Genomic DNA, 19,815 nt, shown 5'->3' on the forward strand with positions numbered 1-19,815 from the left:
GCAGGGGGAGATTGTAGGTTGAAGAACTATTTGATTGCATTGTTTCTGTTGGCGTTGATCGCAGCGCCGCTTGGTTTCTCGATTGATTTTGAGCAGGACGTTGAGCCTATACTCATGGCGAATTGCGTGGGATGCCATGCGAAGAATGATCCCGCCGCCGGGCTGCAATTGCTCAGCGTTGAGACCATTCTCAAAGGCGGCGCAAAGCACAAAGTCGTTTCTCCCGGCAAGCCGGATGAAAGCCTGATGCTGCAAGTGGTTGTGGGGAAGGCGGAACCGAAGATGCCGCCCAAGCCGCTGCTGCCGTTGGAGCCGGACGATGTCGCGATTATTCGCGAATGGATCGCCTCGCTTGGCGTATCTGAAAAAGTTGAAGAAGAAAACGAGACGCCTGCATCTTTAAAAGATCAACCAAAAGATGACGCGAAGAAAAACAGTACGCAGCCGGATACTGAAATTCTGGATGATGTTTTTGCGGGACGAATCCATCCTATCTTGCAGAGCAATTGCCTGGGATGCCACGGCGCGGAAAATCCTAAAGCGAAATTGGATTTAACTTCATTTTCATCAATTACGAATGGCAGCCGCAAAGGCAAAGTGATCGAACCGGGCAAGCCGAAAGCCAGCGTGTTGTTTCAGCGCATCGCCCAACTCGACGGCGCCAAACCCATGCCGCCCAAGCCGATGGCGCCGCTATCTGACGACGATATCGAAGCGGTACGCGATTGGATCGCCGCAATGGGCAAGTCTGCGCCCAAAGTTGAACCAACGAGTGAAGATGTTGCCGATGAACTGCTAGATGCTCCCATACATAATTATGAGCACGACGAGATCGGCGCGGTGGCGTTTCATCCTAGTGAACCAATTTTGGCTGTGGGGAAACTGCATCGAGTGGAACTGTACCGCTTCGACGCTGAAACGAAACAACTCAATTTAATACACACGCTGGCGGGCCATTCGAGTTTAGTGCGCGCTTTGCGTTTTAGCCCGGATGGGCAATCGCTGGCAGCGGCTGGCGGACGCCCCGCATTGGACGGCGAAGTGATCGTCTGGGACATGCAAACCCATCAACAAAAACTCAAACTGAAGGGGCATGACGATTGCATCTATGACATTGAGTATTCACCCGACGGCGCCACGCTGGCGACATGCAGTTATGACCGCGCGATCAAACTATGGGACGCGAAAAGCGGCGAAGAAACAAAAACGCTGCTCGACCATGTTGACGCCGTATACGCCATCGCTTTTAGCCCCGACGGCTCTCGGATTGCCTCAGCGGCGGGAGACCGAACGATAAAAATCTGGGACGCGCAATACGGAAAGCGCATCTTCACGTTGTCTGAACCGTTGAACGCGCAATACGCCGTAGCGTTTCACCCCGACGGCGTTCATCTCGCCGCCGCCGGCGCCGACAAAATTATTCGCGTGTGGGAACTGGGAGAGACTCGCGGCAAGTTGGTTGAATCTAAATTTTCGCATGATGGCGCCGTGTTGGATTTATTTTATTCTCATAGCGGAGAGACGCTGTTTTCGACCGCCGAAGACCGCCTGGTCAAAGCCTGGAGAGGCAGCGATTTTCAAGAACAGCAAGTCTGGGGCCCGCAACCCGATTGGGTGTTATCGCTGGCGTCTGATTCAAATGAATCTCTCTTAGCGATGGGGTGCTATGACGGAACGCTGCGATTGTATGACGTTAACAGCGGCGAACGATTGGTCTCGCTTGATGAAACGCCGAAAGACATTCAAGCCGAAATTTCACAGAAAAAAATCACCGAAGACAATTCGGGAAATTCACAAGACGTTCAAGACGGCGACCCGTTTCGCGTGCGCGTTGTGAAAGGCAACGGTACCTATTTGTCTGCGCTCAGTTATATCGAAACGCGGGCGTTTATTCGCGGCGCGTCGCATACGGTGAGGTTGCATGGAAAGAATTTAGACGATGCGTTGGTTCTCCCTGACGATGACGATATTTCCATTCGCGTGACCAATGTTGAAGTGGGTGAATTGGCTGATTTTAAACGGGCGGAATTTACCACGGCGGCGGAGATTGTCGATACCGGGCTGCCTTATGTTTTGACCTTGGAGATTGCGATTGGCGAAAACGCGCGAGAGGGCGTACACCACATGTGGGCGCAAACGCCGCTGGCGACGACCAACATGGTTACTTTTGCTGTCGAAGGCTCAGCGCCAGTGAAGGAAAATGAAGAGAGTGATTCGCTAACTTCGGCGCCTTGGTTAGAGCCGCCCTGCATCGCCGCCGGGGCGATTGGCGAAGTCGGCGACGTGGACCCGTTTCGCATCAAAGCAAAGGTGGGGGACGAGTATCTTTTTGATGTGATGGCGGGCGCGATTGGCTCCGGTTTGGCTGCGTCGCTTGAGATTGTTGATGAAGAAGAAAATGTGCTGGCTTCAGGCAGCGGTCGAATCGGCTATCGCTTTGAGCGAGACGGGGACTACGGCGTTCGAGTTCAAGACGCCAATTTGCGGAAAGGCGGGTTCTATCGGCTTCATGTCAATGAAAAGCCGTTGGTTGAATCCGTGTTTCCCTTGGGCGCGCAAAAAGGCGCGACGGCGCAGTTCTCGTTTGCAGGATATAACCTGGGTGAGAAAACGGTTGAAGTGAAGGTTCCCGAGACGGATGAAGACATTCGCAATTGGAACCCGTTTCCATTTTCTAAACCCAATCTGGCGCTTAGCGAATTTCCAGAAGTCATTGAAGTAGGCGAAAACCGTTCGCGTGAAAAGGCGATTTCCATTGACACGCCCTGCATCGTGAACGGGCGTATTTATGACCCCAGCCGCGAACAGGATGAAGATTGGTATCGCTTTGAGGCGAAACAGGGCGAACGCCTGGCGATTGCGGTTGAGGCGCAGCAACTTGGCTCTACGCTCGATTCGATCATTGATGTGTTTGATGCTGAAGGCAAGCCGATTGAGATTGCCGCTGTCCGTTGCGTCGCGGAGACGTTTTTGACTTTGTCTGACCGCGATTCGCGTTCGAGAGGTATGCGGCTTGATTCATGGACGGACCTGACGATCAATGATTATATGATGGTGGGCGACGAAGTTTTGCAAGTGGTCAAACTGCCCGATTACCCTGACGAAGACGTGTTGTTTGCGGGCAATGCGCGTTTTGGTTGGCGCTATGGTTTGTTTGGAACCACGCCCGCGCACCATGCAGTGTTTGCTCCTGCATACAAAGTCGAGATTCATCCACCGGGAACGGCGTTCTCGCCGAACGGGATGCCAGTGTTTCGCCTTTATGCCCGCAATGACGACGGTGGCGCGCCGACGTATCGAAAAGATTCTTACCTGGTTTTTGATCCACCGAAAGACGGCGCCTATTATGTTCGCATCAGCGATGCGATGCAACAAAGCGGGCCGGAGTTTGCGTATCGTCTGCATGTGCGCCCGCCGCAGCCGGATTATAAAATATACGTTGATAATTCACGCCTGAATGTTCATCAAGGCGGGCGCTATCCACTGAGCATTACCGCGGACCGTATCGAAGGTTTTGACGCGCCGATTGAAGTGCGGGTGCGTAATCTGCCGGACGGTTTTTCGGCGACTTCAAGCGTCATTCTGCCTGGCGAGGAATCGTGTTCAATCACGCTCTGGGCAATAGACGGCGCCGAAACGACCGCATGGAATGATGACTTTGTCGTCGAAGCGCGTAGTACGATCGACGGCGAAGAAGTCGTGCGCGAATCGCATATCAATCAACTGTCTGTTGTGCGCCCCGCCGATGTGACCATCACCCAGCAGCCTGAAGTTATTCGCGTACGTCCCGGCGAAAGCGTAAAATGCACCGTGAAAATAAAACGCAGCAACGGCTTCAGCGGTCGGGTACCGATTGACGTTCGCAATCTGCCCTTTGGCGTTTACGTCATGGACACGGGGCTGAACGGTATTTTAGTAACGGAGAACGAAACTGAGCGGACGTATGAGATTTATGTGGAACCCTGGGTGGCGCCGATGGAGCGCCCGTTTTTTTCAATCGCGAGCGTTGAGACTAGTTCGCCGCTTCGCCATTGGAACGCTTCGAATACGTCAGTGCTCAAGATCGAAACACCGTTGCAGCAAGCCGCATTCAATTTGAACTAGGCGGGGTAATGATGAAACTTTTGCTATCCGTATTGGCGCCGTTTGGAATCTTGAGCGCACTGAGTTTGACTGCGCTGGCGGGTGATCCACCGACTTCATTGCCTGAACCTGCAGAAGGCGCCTTCAATTTTGTTCAAGATATTCAACCTGTTTTTGAATCGCGTTGCGTGGTGTGCCACGGCGAGAAAATGCAGAAGGGTTCATTTCGACTCGACCGCAAAGCCGACGCGTTAACAGGCGGCGGGACCGGACGGGCGATTATTCCCGGCGATAGCGCGAACAGCCCGTTGGTTCAAATGGTCGCGGGCGTTGGCGACCGTCCGCGTATGCCGATTGGCGGCGACCCGCTGAGTGAAGAACAGGTCGCATTATTACGCGCCTGGATCGACCAGGGCGCAGAGTGGCCGGACGACGGTTCATCAATGAGTCAACAACGGAGCGACGCCAACCATTGGGCGTTCCAGCCGCGAACATATCCCGAGATTCCAACCGTTAAAAATTCAAAATGGATCAGTCGCCCAATTGATGCTTTCGTCTTAGCCCAATTAGAGGATAAAGGATTTTCGCCATCGCAGCCCGCAAGCCGGGAAACATTGGTTCGCCGCTTGAATTTAGATTTGTTGGGGTTGCTGCCTTCGCCTGAGGAAATTAAAGCGTTTGTGAATGATGAACGTCCAGACGCTTATGAGCGTGTTGTTGACCGTTTGTTGGCGTCGCCGCATTTTGGCGAACGCTGGGGGCGCCATTGGCTTGATCTGGCGCGTTACGCTGATAGTGACGGCTTCGAGAAAGACCTGCCGCGACCTTACGCGTGGGTGTATCGCGATTGGGTGATTGATGCGATCAATGCAGACAAGCCTTACGATCAATTCACCATTGAGCAACTGGCGGGCGACCTGTTGCCCGAGCCGACCCAAGATCAGATCATCGCCACCGGGTTCCATCGAAATACATTGACCAATCGAGAGGGCGGCGTTGATCCTGAAGAATATCGCATCAAAGCGGTCAAAGACCGGGCTAGTACAACCAGTTCTGTCTGGCTGGGGCTGACCATGGCGTGCGCCGAATGCCACAACCATAAGTATGATCCACTCACACAAAAAGAATTTTACGGTCTGTTTGCTTTCTTTAATCAGGCTGATGAAAAAGATATCGCCGCGCCCAAACCGGCAGAGACGCAAAAGTATGAGAGCGACCACGCGGTGTTTGAAGTCGTGCATGACCGCTTGCAAGACGCGCTGAATGCTTATGACCGCAATGAGTTTCCTCGCCGCTTTGACGACTGGATGTCGCGTACTTCTCCGCCCGGTGAAAAGTGGCGGACCCTAAACGCCGTTGGTGTCGAGACGCGATCTGGCGCTGCCCATGATGTGTTGCCAGACGGCTCAATTCTGATTGGCGGCGCAACGACTGAGACCGATGAATACGTTTTGATGTTTGAAACGCCGTTGCGGACCGTCACCGCAATCGAACTTGAAACGCTTGCGCATGAGTCACTGCCGCAAAATGGTAGTGGGCGCGCCGACAATGGGAATTTCGTACTCTCTGAATTGACCGCGTCCGCGAAGCCGCTTCACAGCAGGCAAGAAGAACAAACTCTTTCGTTCGTTGAGGTCAATGCAGATACGGAACAGGAACAATGGCTCGCTCAACATGCCGTAGACGGTGATGAGAAAACAGGTTGGTCGCCGGGCGGCAATACGAAAATCAGCCGTCGTTTGGCGCTGAATATTGCTGAACCGATTGCGCACGCCAACGGATGGCAGATAACGGTTCGCATCAAGCAAGACTATGGAACGCGTCATGCTCTCGGGCGTTTTCGCGTCCTGGCGAGTTCGAGCAATGGCCCGTTGCGCACAAGGCCGTTTTCATCCGACATGCTTTGGGCGTGGCAGACAGACGCAAATGAACGGACGCCCGATCAACAGGCGATGCTGGTTGATTACTATCGCGGGATTGATCCGGTACGGAAACAGTTACAGAAATCCATTGATGAACACAAAAAGAATGCGCCGAAAAAACCAAACACAATGGCGATGGCGATGGCTCCGCATGAAGAAGGGCGGGCGTCTCATATTCACATTCGCGGCGACTTCTTGCGTAAAGGCGATGAAGTCAACTCGCATACGCCTGCGGTATTGCCCGCTTTGCAGGTAACGAAACAACAACCAACCCGGCTCGACCTGGCGCGATGGATGGTCAGTGATGAGAACCCGCTGGCCGCGCGGGTGGCAGCCAACCGCGTCTGGCAATATTTATTTGGCGAGGGGATCGTTGCAACGCCGGAAGATTTTGGAACGCGCGGCGATCCGCCCAGCCATCCGCAATTGCTCGACTGGTTGGCGAACCGTTACATTGAACTCGGTTGGAGCCGAAAGGCGTTGATCCGTGAAATTGTGACATCTTCAACTTACAAACAACAATCAGCCATTCGTGATGAACTCGTACATGTAGATGCAAAAAACCATTTGCTGGCACGCCAAAACCGCTATCGTCTCAGCGCCGAATTGGTTCGCGACATTTCGTTGCAAACCAGCGGGTTGCTCAATCGTGCGGTTGGCGGCCCCAGCATTCGTCCGCCGCTGCCTGCGGATGTTGCCGCGCTGGGGTATGCAAACTCTGTCAAGTGGACGCAGAGCAAAGGCGATGAGATTTATCGTCGCGGGTTGTACATCTTCTTTCAACGTACGGTGCCGTATCCCATGTTGATGACGTTTGATTGCCCGGATTCAAACGTCACTTGCATCCGCCGCAATCGCTCCAACACGCCGCTGCAAGCGCTCACGCTTTTGAATGACCCGGTGTTTTGGGAATGCGCGGCGTCGTTTGGAAAACAGATCGCAACAGAAATGAAGGGCGACTCTTTAGAACGAATTCGCATGGCGTTCTTTAACGCGATCGGGCGTGAACCGAATGAGCAGGAAGCCTATCGCCTCGGGCGCTTATTCAACGAATCTTATCAGATGATGCTGCAAAGCCCTGAAGACGCCGCCGTGTTGCTGGGCGATATGGAATTGAACGGCGTCCGGCCTGCCGAAGCGGCGGCGTGGGTTTCGGTCGGACGGGTATTGATGAATCTGGAAGAGTATATGACGCGGCAATAAACGGGGGCTGTACGATGAATCCATTCGATGAGTATATCAAAAAAAGCCGCCGTGATTTTCTGGCGACCGGGGCCAACGGATTAGGCGCTCTGGCGCTGGCGGCGTTGATGCGCGATGAAGGCTTGTTGGCCCATGCGGACGAGTTCCTCAACCCCCTCGCGCCGAAGCCGCCCCACTTCGCGCCCAAAGCCAAAAACTGCATCTTCATCTTTATGGCGGGCGCGCCCAGCCAGATTGACCTTTTTGATCCAAAACCCAAGTTGCAGGAACTCGACGGACAACCGCTGCCCGACTCAATGACGGAGAACGTGCGCTTTGCGTTTATCCAAAAAGAGACGGCGGTGTTGAAAGGCAGCAACCAGACATTTTCGCGGTATGGAAAATGCGGTATGGAACTCAGCAACCTGCTACCGAACCTCGGTTCGTGCGCGGATGACATCTGTCTGGTGCGTTCGCTGCATACCGAAGCGTTTAACCATCACCCCGGCCAATTAATGATGAACACTGGTGTGCCGTTTTTCGGGCGTCCCAGCATCGGTTCTTGGATCAACTACGGCCTCGGTTCCGAATCAGACAACCTGCCGGGATACGTCGTCTTGACAGCGGGGCGGGGAACCAGCGGAGGCGCTTCAAATTGGAGCAGCGGGTTTCTGCCCTCGACCTATCAGGGCGTATTGTTTCGTAATAAAGGCGAAGCGGTCTTGAATTTGAACAACCCCGACGGCGTCTCGACTACGCTGCAAGAACGCACCATGGCGGCGTTGCGCGACTTAAACCAGGAACACTACGATCACATTGGCGATCCTGAAATCGAAAGCCGCATCGCGTCGTATGAACTGGCGTTTCGTATGCAGGCCGCCGCGCCGGAACTCATCGACCTCAGCGGCGAGTCTCAGGAAACCTTAGACCAATACGGTGTCGGACGCAGCGAAGGCGGGATGGAAAAAAAAGTCGACCGCGGCGGTGGACGCGGCACCTTTAGCGCGTTTGCTTCCAACTGTTTATTATCGCGTCGTCTGGTCGAACGCGGCGTCCGTTATGTGAATATCTATCATGCGTCGTGGGACCATCACAGCAACCTCGATAACGAACTCGAGTTTAATTGTACGATGGCTGACCAACCCATTGCGGCATTGCTCAAAGACCTCAAACAGCGCGGTCTTTTAGACGAAACGCTGGTGGTTTGGGGCGCCGAGTTTGGTCGTACGCCGCTGGGCGAAAACCGCGCCGGACAGCGCGAGCCTAACACCGGGCGCGACCATCATCCCTTCGCCTATTCAATTTGGATGGCGGGCGGCGGCATACAAGGCGGGCAGGTGATCGGCGAGACTGATGAGATTGGTTGGAACATCACCAAAGACCCGATCCATATTAATGACCTTCATGCGACGCTCTTGCACCTCTTCGGTCTCGATCATGAAAAACTGACCTATCGGTATCAAGGGCGCGATTTCCGTTTGACTGATGTGGCGGGCAAAGTCGTAAACCAAATGCTGGCGTAAGAAAATAAATCTGCGGATGAAATTGTAGGGGCGCAGCGTGCTGCACCCTTTTTTAAAGGTAGACGCTGGTATCTTTTTTTAGCTCATCCGGGACTTGAGTCATTCTCTGTACTCCTCGGTGTTGTGTTCCGCTTGTCTCCGGGCGGCCTTATTGGCCGCTTCCTACGAAAGCCGCTCCACACAATCACCTGCGTCGCTTGGAGAATGTCGAGTAACAATTAGTGTCAGTGCTCGATTTTAGGTATAATTATTCTCTTCGCTTCAATTCACGCTTTCAGGCGCTCGAGGAAACACACCTACACCTTCTTTCTTTTATTTCTTTTACAATACGTGGAACAAGAAACTTTTGAAAAAATCAATTTGAGCCATAATCAATGCACTATGACTCTTGATCCCAAAACCCATAACCAGGCTCTATTGAAGTTTTGTCCGCGCTGCGGCGCTGATGCGTTACGCGCGCAATCCGAACAGCGATATGTTTGCGGCGGATGCGGGTTTGAATATTACCTGAACGTGTGCGGAACGGTGGTTGGCGTGATTCGTCATGCGGACGGGCGCTTGCTCTTCACCGTGCGCGGCAAAGACCCCGGCGCAGGGACGCTGGATTTTCCTGGCGGGTTTATTGATTTTTACGAAACGGCGGAAGAAGCGCTGCATCGGGAAATTCGCGAAGAATTGAATCTGGAAATTACCACAGATCGCTTTTTGTGTTCACAACCCAACCAGTATGTGTATAGCGGTGTGTTGTATCACACCGTTGATTTTTTCTTTTTGTGCACGGTGAACGATTGGGGCGCGATGAAATATGACGCTGAAATTCGCGACTCGCGCTTGATGAGATTAGAAGAGGTCGATCTTAGCGAAATCGGTTTTGAGTCGATCCGCCGCGGCGTGGAATGGATGCGCCAACACCGCGACGGATTGGGGCTGAAAATTTAATACATCATCCAGTCGTTTACGCTGGTGCTGTAATTAAAGTCGTCCGCGAAAATGATGTCTCCATTCACGATGACTTCAAAATTATCGTATTGAGAAGATAGGCCCGCCAGCGAACTGCCCGTGACGCCCGGGAAGCCTGACGGGCGCTGGTTGATGCTTCCGTCTTCCCATGTCATTGCAAATGGCGATTCATTCGTCCCTGTTTTTTTGATGCTGCCGTCGAGTTTGATGCCATCGACTGCCAATGTCATCGTGTACCATTCGCCGACCTGCCATGTATATTCAGAGCGGGTTCCCCAGGCGAGAAGATCGTTCAAAAAATCAACGCTGCCTTCATCATCATGAAACAAAAAGTTCAGCGCTCTGGCGCCTTCCGCCGGATCGACGCGCACCGCGACGCCGCTGCGGGCGTGGTCTACGTCTTGCCAATTCAACATGCGTACGTCGGCGCGGACGGTGTAGTTTTGGGTTGGGAGATCAAGATCAACCCAGGCGTGTTTTGGATCAAGGCCGTCTTCAGACCAACAGGTCAATACGCCGTCCGTCGCGAGCCACTCGCCAGCGCCCGTCACCCAAGGGGCGGGCAGACGCTGCGAATCTTTTGGTAGATAATTTAAGGTGTCGTCAGTGATTGCAAAGTCCACTCCGCCGCTTGAAACAATGCCGTGCAATACGGGAGTCGATGAAGGAAATGTTTCAGGCGTTTGGAGTGAATATGTCATACTGACTTCATACGTGACGCCTGAAATAGACCAAATAATCGAATTGTTGTTAATTGCAACGTCACCATGATTTGCATGGACGTCCACAAGTTCAAACCCATCTGGAATAAATTCAGACACAATTACATTTGTTGCTTCATTACTCAGCGGCGAAATTGTGATCTCAATATTTTCGATCATTGAACCGCCGCTGTAATCGCTCGACGGCAATGTACGTTTAACCGTGAAGCCCGCTGGCAGTTGAGTTCGCAAGAAATCATGGCGGTTTTCAAGGAAGAAGCGCATGGTGTTGTATGAAGTCGTGATCTGGTTGCGTCGCGAATTTCGCGTTGAGCCTGTATAGGATTCACTCAAGGCGAGGTCATCCAAAAGCAGGGTTTCTGTCTGGGTGATGATGCCGCCCATCCGTTCTAATGAGAATAAACCATTCAATGATTGAGCGACCCGGTTGACAAATTCTTCGTGCAAATTGGGGTCGGAATGAAACGGGCGTCCAATCGGCGCATCCAGGTTTCGGTTGGTCAGTTCTTGTGAACCGGGCGCGACAAGCGTCAGTGAAAAATCAATCGGCATTTTCCAATACATCGGGTCTGAATCGGTATAGCCAAAGGTTTTGTCGGTGTCCCAAGGGATGATTTCCCATTTGCCGTCTGGCGCGAGGTCGTGATAGAGAAAGATGTTATTTTTAAATCCGTCCCAATGACTGAGCAAAAACGTGACCACTTCGTAGCCCATCACTTCTTCGATATCCAGATACTTTGGCAAATCTTCAACCAGGTTTCGATTGTTGACGCGGACGTTGCGAAAGAGCTCGATGTAGTCGTCGGAACTTTCATCCATATTGGATTTTTTGCTGTATCCGCCAGGTTCGTTGTAGGCGATTTTATAGATATTCGAAGACGGATCGCGTCCGTTAATTTCTAAGAAACGCTCGTTGGGTTGCTGGACGGCAATGCGTTGGGTGTGGGCGCCGTCTTCAATAAAGCGATACCAGTCGCAGCGCGGCGTGAGTACGCCAGAGTCGCGAAAGAGGTCATAAGAAATTTGCTCGACGTGAGGCGATTGGCCGCCGGCGGTTGTGCCTTCGCGGGGCGTTTCCAAACTGATGTTTAAAGTCCGGTCGCCGCGAAATTCTTCGCCTTTGAGAAATTTTAATTTATTGCCGTTGCGCGCGTCCGTGTAACGAACCCCGTCAAATACCAGCGGGAACTCGCTGTCGAGTGGTTTGATGACGGCGGCTGAAATGGCTTTTGCATCACTTGGCAGGCTGGTCGATTCCTGTGGGAATATCCACATCAGCGGGATTTTGCTTTCGATATCATTGTCATAAACGAAGTACGATTCAAACGGTCGCGTCTCAGCAGTATGAGGTAGGCGCAACGTCTGTCCGTCAGTCAACGCCAGTTCAAGGTTGTATCGAACCAGAGTCTGGTTTGGGTGCGGGGGGATGGAGGCTTGTAAAACGCCGGAGGTGAAATTCTGGCTGATAAACGTCATCTCCGCTTGGTTTTGGTTTGGCTGGTTTGAGGCGAATAGCGACGGCGCCAACACAAAGTCGCTGCTGTTTCCTAACGAAAGGTTAAAGCCGACGATTGCCAGAGTGTTTTCACCGTTTGTAAGATAGGTTGATGCGTTTCCAATGGTGAATTCCTCAGCCTCGTTCGCTTCATGGCTGCCATCAGAGGTCGATTCATTTGTATAATTGTCAGGAGCGGATGCGCGGGCGACTTCCTGCCCGTTGAGATAGGCGATAAAGCCGTCGTCGTAAAAGATCGACAGAGTCAGTGCGCCAATTTCATTGATGTCGCTGACTGTGAAATTCCGGCGCAGATAAACAGTCGTATAATTGCCGCGCATATCATTGAGCACCGTCTCAACTTGCTCGATATCTCCATAGCCGAACCCGCCGGTCCCGGTTGCCCATGCGCTATCGTTGAAATCTGAAAGCGTCCATACCTGGTTGTTGGAAGGAGCGCTGGTCCCTTTGCTGTAACGCCAGGCGCTTCGTGATGCAACGAGAGTGTCTTTCGCCTGCTGGGATACATCCGTCTCTTCCCAGCGGAGGAGAGCGCTTTCAATTAAGTGAGGTGAATCAACGGCAAATTGAACGGTGACTTCATCACTCGAGGTTGGATGTTGAGGATTAATGTTGAAAGACTGAATCAATGGATACGGCGGCGTCCCGATCGCAGTATTCGCAGCCCCTGGCGTACCGTCGTTGCGTAACGAAGCCCGCCATGAATGATAATCGTCTGCGGGCAGGTCCCAGGCGATGCGTTCCAAACTGGGGCCGTACCCATCGGCGGCTCGCGGCCAGGGCGGATCGTCGTTATAGCGCAGACGCTCAACAATGGTTCCATCGGGGCGGGTGAGTTCAACCCATTCGCCGCCGTTGCCAAGTTTATTTTCAAACGGTCCCAAAACCTGATAGCGTTTGTTGCGCCATGTGGTATGCGAAGGAACGCGCACAACCACGAGGTAGCCATTCGCCGCGAGTTGCGTACCATTCGGGAACGTATATAAAGCGCCGGAGGTAAACTGGTAGCCGCTGAGGTCCACCGCTGCGTCGCCGGGGTTGTATAACTCGACGAATTCGCGCAGGGAACCCGCCTCATAATCCAAATCAGACGGGTCATAATGAATCTCGTTGATGACGACGTCAGCGAAGGCCGGAACGAGTAAACTACAAAAAATGATACCGAAGATAAAACTGGATTTCATGAAATAATTCATTAATGCGTATTTCCCCTAAACTTCAATTTGATAGAAAAATCACTCATCCTAATAGAATATCATACGATACTCCATAAGACGGCAAGAATTAACGGGATTGATATTTTGACCGATAAAGACGATTGTTGATCTGGATGAATGACTTGTAAATAGTTGTAAAATTTCAAATGAGTTGAAAGAATGAGCCTAAAATAGATCAGACTGATATTTAATTGTTACTCGCGCGGGGAAGAGAAATGAAATCTTGTTTATTGATATTCGTTGTTTTGATGTTGTTAGCGTCTCCGATTATTGGAACCTGTCAGCAACAGATTGTCGTTGGTCAAACGCTTACGGGCGTCCTTTCTGCTGAACAACCTGTTGCAAACTTCACCATGCCTCTCGAAGTGCGCGGGTTGTTTCAATTGCAACTTAACATTGAAGAACGCAACTTCGATATTGCGCTAGCGCTTACCAATCCTGACGGTGAGTTTGTCGCGCAAAATACCGGGCGCAATTATCCTGCGTTTCAAGGCGCCTACTTGTTACAAACGCTTGTGGATTTAGGGACCTATACGATTCAAATCAGCGCCAGCGGCATTGAAGCCCCTGTTGATTTTTCGTTTTCGGTCCATGCGCTTTCCGATACGAATACGATTGCCTTTCTCACCAAAGATTCTCCCAAGCAGGGGCTGATTGCGTCCTCCATTGAACAAGACCAATACCTCTTAGACCTCGCGCGCGGGCAAGCGGTGGTGTTAGCCGTGATGACGCCGGACTTGGTGTTGAACCCCATCATGGGCGTGTTCAGCCCGACCGGGGAACGCTTGTTTGTCGTTGATGATTTTGCGACGACCGAACCAATTGCTTTGCTCGTTGCTGAAGAGTCGGGCGTTCACACCGTCGTGGTTGCGCCCCGTTCAAACGCTGATCTCGGACCGTATCGTATTGTGGCGCATGATGCGCCCGAAGTGACCTTGGGAGAAGCAACATCGGGTGATGTGCGGACGCCTGGCGACGTGGCTGCGTTTGAACTACCGCTGCTAAAAGGCGAGGCGTATGATTTTATCGCGACTGGCGTGGATGGCCTGGAATCATCGCTGATCTTGATGGAAGCCTCCGGTAATTTTATCACGCTTGCCGACCCGGATGTCGATGAACCGACCACTACCGTATTGCCTGGATTTACGCCGGTGCGCGACGAAAGCCTCTTTATGTTGGTCATTGGCGCCGAGCATGAAAACACCGGACTGTTTGATTTTGAAGCGCGGCCTTTAGAAGATGAAAACGATGATCGCTGGCTCACTGTCGGCGAGACGGCGACGACCGTCATTGGCCCCGTCGGCGATGTGGACCGCTATAAGATTCAGGTTGACTCCGGGCGTGATTACTCATTACTCGCGTTGAGTATTTGGCATTTGTTGGACCCTAGCCTGCGGGTATTGAACGAAAATAACGAAGAAGTGTTCTTTAATGACAATGCGGTCTTGAGCACGGATTCGTTGTTAAGCGGAATCCAGTTCCCCGCAGCGGGCGAGTATGTGATTGAAATTGCTGGCTCGCCAAATCAACCCAACGCCCAAGCGCAAACCGGCGTTGCGGCGATTTCGTTCGCAACCGGAGCGCCGTTCGATAACGCTCCGCCTGCCATGAATGATCCCGCAGCGGTTGTGACCTATGCAGACGGGAACGTGCATGTCATGTTGCCGGACGGCTCGGTCTTAGATGACACCATGCCAGTGAACGCAACTGTAATCGTTGATAAAACCCAAGCGAGCGGCGAAGGGACGTTTGAACAAGATGGCTTCGCCATGCTCGAAGCGCCTGCGAACGATGGCGACATCGTGTTTGTGAAATTGCGCGATACGTCGGATGCGCAAAATGAGTATCTATCGCCCGCGTTGCCGGGTCCGACGCGCCTGGCGCAAATCAATGGGACGCCGTTTGCCGTCGCCGTTGATGACGCAAATAAGATATATCTCACGGAGTCCGCCAGCGGGCGCATCATTACCATTTCTCAAAGCGGACGCATTGAGGTCGCGGTCGGCGACTTGCCGACCAGCGGCGGTTCGTTTGGACCGAATGGATTGGCGTTTGACCACGACGGCGCGCTTCACTTCTGCAACGCCGCCGATGGCACGGTAAAAAAATTGCTGGGAACCCAAACGGAGATCGTCGTTGATGGGTTGAATTTTCCCACTGCGATTGCATTTGATGAAGCGGGGACGCTGTTTGTTGCGCAAAGAGGCAGCGACGTTATTGAAAAGGTGTTTCCAAATGGCGACCGTTCGGTGATTGTCTCGACGGTGCGCAACCCTAACGCCTTGGCGTTTGGCCCCGACAACTTGCTTTACTTTGGCAATGACGAAGACGGGCAAAGCAACATCTATCGACTTGCGTCTGACGGCAGCGTTGAAGTGTATGCGGATGGGGTCGCATCAGCCGTTGAGAGTATGGCGTTTGATCGCGATGGATATTTATATGTCGCCGATGGAACGCCGGGGTTTCTTTATCGCATCGCGCCGGATGGTGAAACGGTTGTGTTTACGCGCGGCCTTTCGGGCGCGGTGGGGATGGCGTTTGGTCACGGAGAATTTGAGACTTCAATTTTCGCTGCTAATATGGGGCTGGCGCCTGACAGGCGTTATCCCGGTGAAGTGATCCGCATTCCAACGGGGCGGCCTGGAATCGAACTGCCGTTTGCGTCAATTCCCGATTGGATGCTGATGGAATAAACCGTCGCGTAGGATGATTGAATGCTCGTCTGTCCCAATTGTAATAAGGAGTTGAAGAAGGGGCGGCATCCGCACGGCGTGATTTGGGGCTGTAAGCATTGCGGCGGTCGGGCGGCGTCGCTTTCGCTCTTACGAAAATCCATCGATAAAAAAACCATCAACCAAATCTGGCTGCGCGCGTCAAACGGCGTGGGGGTCGAAGGGAAACGCTGCCCCAGCTGCACAAAACGCATGGCGCAGTTTACGCCCAACATCCCCGGCGTCCATTGGAAACTGGATTGCTGCGAGCCATGCCAGATGTTCTGGTTTGATGCGGGTGAATTTGAAGACATGCCCGGCATTCCCCCTCCACCGCCTGCGCCCGACCCCAATGAGGGCGTTCCAGAAAAAGCGCGTGAAGCGATGGCGCGCATTCAATTGAAACATATCAAAGACGATGCAGACAATCGTCAAACCTCGCCAGAAGAGGGCTGGAAGTTTATCCCCGCTATTTTGATGTTGCCCGTCGAGTTTGATACCAACCCGCTTCATCATTGGCCTTGGCTGACCTGGTTGATTTTTGCTTCGATTATTTTGGTATTTGCGCAGACGGTTTCAAATTTAGGCCCCATTGTTGATTCGTATGGGTTTCTTCCATTGGATGCGTTTCGGCTTGCGGGATTGACGGTGATTACGTCCTTCTTTTTGCATGGCAGCCTGTTGCATTTACTTGGGAACGCCTACTTTTTGCTGATATTCGGCGATAATGTTGAAGATTATGTGGGCAAATGGTTGTTTGGATGTTTGATTTTATGTTCAATTTTATTAGGCACTTGCGTCCATGCGCTGTTTGATCCGAACCCCGATATTCCCAGTATCGGCGCCAGCGCGGGCATTTCAGGCATTTTGGCTTTTTATGCGATGCAGTTTCCCCGAATTCGCGTAGGAATTTTGGTCTATTTTCATTGGGCGCGCATTCCTGTGATGAAAATGTTGATCGTGTGGTTTGTTCTTCAATACATCGGCGCCCTGTATCAAATCGCAGGTGCGTCTAAAGTATCTGCCCTGGCCCATTTGGGCGGGGCTGTTGCCGGTTTGGCTTTTTGGTATTTCTTAAATTACTTTCACCAGAAACAATCGGACATATACCAAGAATTTTCGTGATATACTAACGTGTTGACCTATAGGGAATGTTGGATAAAGATTTATCCCATTCGTTTTTGATGCTCATCCAATAAAGATTAATCATTAAAGAACAGGTGTTTCATGGTTCAAATTTGCACAGTCTGCCATCGCGTGAATGTTGATGGCAAATGGATAAATGGCGTTCCGCCTATCGGCAAGGTCTACCCGACGATATGCCCGGATTGCACTGAGGGCGGCGAAGAAACTGCAAGTGACGATTCAAACCGCATGGCAATTTCACAGAACAAGTGGGCGCAAAAAAAATAAGCCAATTGCTTTCGTAGATTCGCGTATTTGGTATCTGCGCTTTCCTCTTTCATCGAAAAGACGCGCCTTTGGTCTGCGTCATTGCAGGCTTGGTGCGCTTTAATATCTGATGTAACTCTCTCCTGGAAATGCATCATTCATCCATGACCTCGCCAAAATTCTACGTTGATTGATGAATTCCTTCCAGAAAAAAATTGCTGGTAAACAAAGCCGAAATTGTTGTAGACTATACTCGCTACTAGCAGGCAGCACTGGCTATTTCCATCGTTGATTTCACTTCCTTGATCTTATTTCTGATCTGTATGCTGCATTATTTGAATCTGAGGTGGAGATGATGTTGAAACGAAATGCGGGCAAAGGCTTTACCCTGATTGAGTTGCTGATCGTCGTTGCGATTATTGGGATTTTGGCGGCGATTGCCGTTCCTAATTTTTTGAATGCGCAACTGCGGGCGAAGGTGTCCCGGGCGCAATCTGACTTGCGCTCGTTGGGGACGGCGATTCAAATGTACGGCCTCGACAATAATGTGTTTCCCGGCGGCGAGGGTCTGTGGGCGTCGGGGATGCCGTGGTGGGTGAAACACACCTATCGCTATCATCAATTGACCACGCCGATTTCGTATATGGCGTCCGTCCCGATTGATCCCTTCCAAACCAATAACCCGCAAAAATTGAATTCAGACTTAGGGCCGATTTGGGACGGCGGCTACGTTTATGACGAAGCGCGGCGCCCCGGCGGCGGAAAAGAGACCATGGAACTCTATGGGGCGAATTTTCAATTTGCGGCGCGCAGCCCCGGGCCTGCGTTGAACTGGGCGTCAAACCTTTCGCATGGAAACCAGGTCATTTATTACGCGACGTCAAACGGGCTCATCAGCGACGGTATCATGGCCTATCTCGGCCCTGGCGGCACCTTGTATTGATCAGAAGGAAAGCGTGGTAGGCGCTGCTCTCATCGCTTTGGTGCGGGCTTTTCGTCCCCAGTTCCCGTCCAATCCTTACGTCGTTCTTCAAGCATTTCCAATCATATACAAGAAGACCCCGCTTCGCCAAAGAGTCCGGCAAAGCGGGGTGGGGAGGATCATCAAGACCCAAAAGGTTACGAAAGGGCTTGGTTATGGCGCCCCGTTTGGGGCGTGAAACGTGTTGCTAACTGGCTTCGATGCAATACAAATAATCTTTGCCGCGAAGAAATAAACTATCGCCAACCATGACGGGCGATGCGTCAATCTCGTCATCAAGTTTATTCACGGAAAGCGGTTTGGTTTCTTCGCCGATCTTTAAGACAAGCGTCGTTCCGTCCCGCGTTGTGAAGAACACCTTGTCGCCGCTGGCGGCGGGGGAGGCGTACATATTACCCAACAACTCCGGCAAGCGGGCGGCGGGGAGAATCACTTTTCCCGTGTCGGCGTTGACGCACGACATGATGGGATTGCGGTCTTTGGTAAAATAAATGCGGTCTTGAATTAAGACCGGCGAGGGGACGTAGGGCGTATCATTGTTATGGCTCCAAGCGATTTTATCTGTGCCGGTAATGTCGCCTTTAGAATCGAGCGGGATCGCATAAAGCGCGGCGCCGCGCCAGCCGCTGCTGACATAAGCGATACCGTTACGAGCGAAAGGCGTGGGGATGGGGTTGCCGGTTTGGCCGCCGCATTGCCAGATGATGGAGCCGTCTTTGACGTCGTAACTGATGGCCCGTTTGGCGCCGTTAGCGATGACTTGAGTAACGCCGTTGTGCTCAACCACTAAGGGAGTCGCCCATGTCGTTTGTTCGTCGCGGTCGATCTTCCATTTGGTATCGCCGGTTTTTGCACTCAGGTTCGCGATGAATGATGGGCCTTCGTGGTCCCAGGTGACAATCAGGTTATCGCCGTGGACGGTAAGCGAAGTGCCTTCGCCGAAACTGTTGCGGGTTTGCATGTCGCCGAGGTCGCGTTTCCAAATCTGGTTGCCGTCGAGGTCGTAACAGAAGATGCCCTGCGAGCCGAAAGTGACGTAAAGAAACTCTCCGTCCGTGGTGGGCGAGCCAGAGGCGTAGGTGTTGGTGCCGTGTGTGCCTTCATGCGGCACCGTCTCCGCTGCGGTCTTTTGCCAGATCACCTTGCCGCTGTCGCGGTCAAAACAGATCACGTCGAATTTGTAATATTTCGACGGGGCCCTGCCGTCGGCTTGTGCGCCTTCTTTTGCTTTGGCGGTTTCGATGGCGGTGGTCACAAAAACCTTTTTGCCCCAGATGATTGGCGTCGAAGAACCGTTGCCGGGAATTTCGACTTTCCATTTGATGTTTTTGTCTTCGTTCCAGGTAGTGGGCGGATTGGCGTTTTGAGCGGCGCCGTTATAGAGCGGCCCGCGCCAATGGTGCCAGTTGTTCATTTTTTCCGACTCAAAATCTGCGGAAACAATTGGCGCTGATACGAAGCAAATAAATATAAAGATTACAAAATGCTTTGTCATACAACATCTCCTTTTTTTATTCTTGACTCTGTATATAAATAATTGAATTTCAATTTAAAGGTTCTTCCAAAAACTGATCGCTTCCGTGCGGGCTTTCAGGCCCTTTTGCA

At 52.2% G+C, this 19,815-nt stretch carries 10 protein-coding genes; 8 read left to right on the forward strand and 2 right to left on the reverse strand.

What is annotated here, in order from left to right:
• Positions 1-18 precede the first annotated feature (18 nt).
• The 4 genes from P9L94_18510 to P9L94_18525 all read left to right on the forward strand — a co-directional run bounded on the left by P9L94_18510 (position 19) and on the right by P9L94_18525 (position 9,649).
• Complete coding sequence (locus P9L94_18510; GenBank protein MDP8246082.1) at positions 19-4,104, forward strand: c-type cytochrome domain-containing protein; 4,086 nt, start codon at positions 19-21, stop codon at positions 4,102-4,104.
• Positions 4,105-4,112: 8 nt separating this feature from the next.
• On the forward strand, positions 4,113-7,208 hold the full coding sequence (locus P9L94_18515) for a PSD1 and planctomycete cytochrome C domain-containing protein (protein MDP8246083.1): 3,096 nt from the start codon (positions 4,113-4,115) through the stop codon (positions 7,206-7,208).
• Between the two features lie 14 nt (positions 7,209-7,222).
• Complete coding sequence (locus P9L94_18520) at positions 7,223-8,710, forward strand: DUF1501 domain-containing protein (protein ID MDP8246084.1); 1,488 nt, start codon at positions 7,223-7,225, stop codon at positions 8,708-8,710.
• A gap of 381 nt (positions 8,711-9,091) precedes the next feature.
• The gene (locus tag P9L94_18525; protein MDP8246085.1) at positions 9,092-9,649 is read left to right on the forward strand and encodes an NUDIX domain-containing protein; all 558 of its coding nucleotides are present in this window, start codon (positions 9,092-9,094) and stop codon (positions 9,647-9,649) included.
• On the opposite strand, the gene P9L94_18530 is transcribed toward P9L94_18525, so the two are convergent.
• Positions 9,646-13,104 carry a CotH kinase family protein gene (locus P9L94_18530; GenBank protein ID MDP8246086.1) on the reverse strand — a complete coding sequence of 1,153 codons (3,459 nt, stop codon included), beginning with the start codon at positions 13,102-13,104 and terminating at the stop codon, positions 9,646-9,648. The genes P9L94_18525 and P9L94_18530 overlap by 4 nt on opposite strands.
• Positions 13,105-13,340: 236 nt before the next feature.
• Between P9L94_18530 and P9L94_18535 the strand changes: the two genes are divergently transcribed.
• From P9L94_18535 to P9L94_18550, 4 genes are all read left to right on the forward strand, one after another.
• Positions 13,341-15,818, forward strand: coding sequence for a hypothetical protein (locus P9L94_18535; protein ID MDP8246087.1), 2,478 nt, complete (start codon positions 13,341-13,343; stop codon positions 15,816-15,818).
• A 21-nt stretch (positions 15,819-15,839) separates the two neighbouring features.
• Positions 15,840-16,961, forward strand: a complete 1,122-nt coding sequence (locus P9L94_18540; GenBank protein ID MDP8246088.1) for a rhomboid family intramembrane serine protease — start codon at positions 15,840-15,842, stop codon at positions 16,959-16,961.
• Between the two features lie 102 nt (positions 16,962-17,063).
• A complete protein-coding gene (locus tag P9L94_18545) occupies positions 17,064-17,249 on the forward strand; it encodes a hypothetical protein (GenBank protein MDP8246089.1) in 186 nt (61 codons plus the stop codon).
• 331 nt (positions 17,250-17,580) lie between these two features.
• Positions 17,581-18,171: a prepilin-type N-terminal cleavage/methylation domain-containing protein gene (locus P9L94_18550; GenBank protein MDP8246090.1), complete on the forward strand. Its 591-nt coding sequence runs from the start codon at positions 17,581-17,583 to the stop codon at positions 18,169-18,171.
• Positions 18,172-18,397: 226 nt separating this feature from the next.
• On the opposite strand, the gene P9L94_18555 is transcribed toward P9L94_18550, so the two are convergent.
• A complete protein-coding gene (locus P9L94_18555) occupies positions 18,398-19,705 on the reverse strand; it encodes a PQQ-binding-like beta-propeller repeat protein (GenBank protein MDP8246091.1) in 1,308 nt (435 codons plus the stop codon).
• Between the last annotated feature and the right edge of the window lie 110 nt (positions 19,706-19,815).

It is taken from the genome of Candidatus Hinthialibacter antarcticus (genome assembly GCA_030765645.1).
In the GTDB taxonomy this organism is placed as follows: domain Bacteria; phylum Hinthialibacterota; class Hinthialibacteria; order Hinthialibacterales; family Hinthialibacteraceae; genus Hinthialibacter; species Hinthialibacter antarcticus.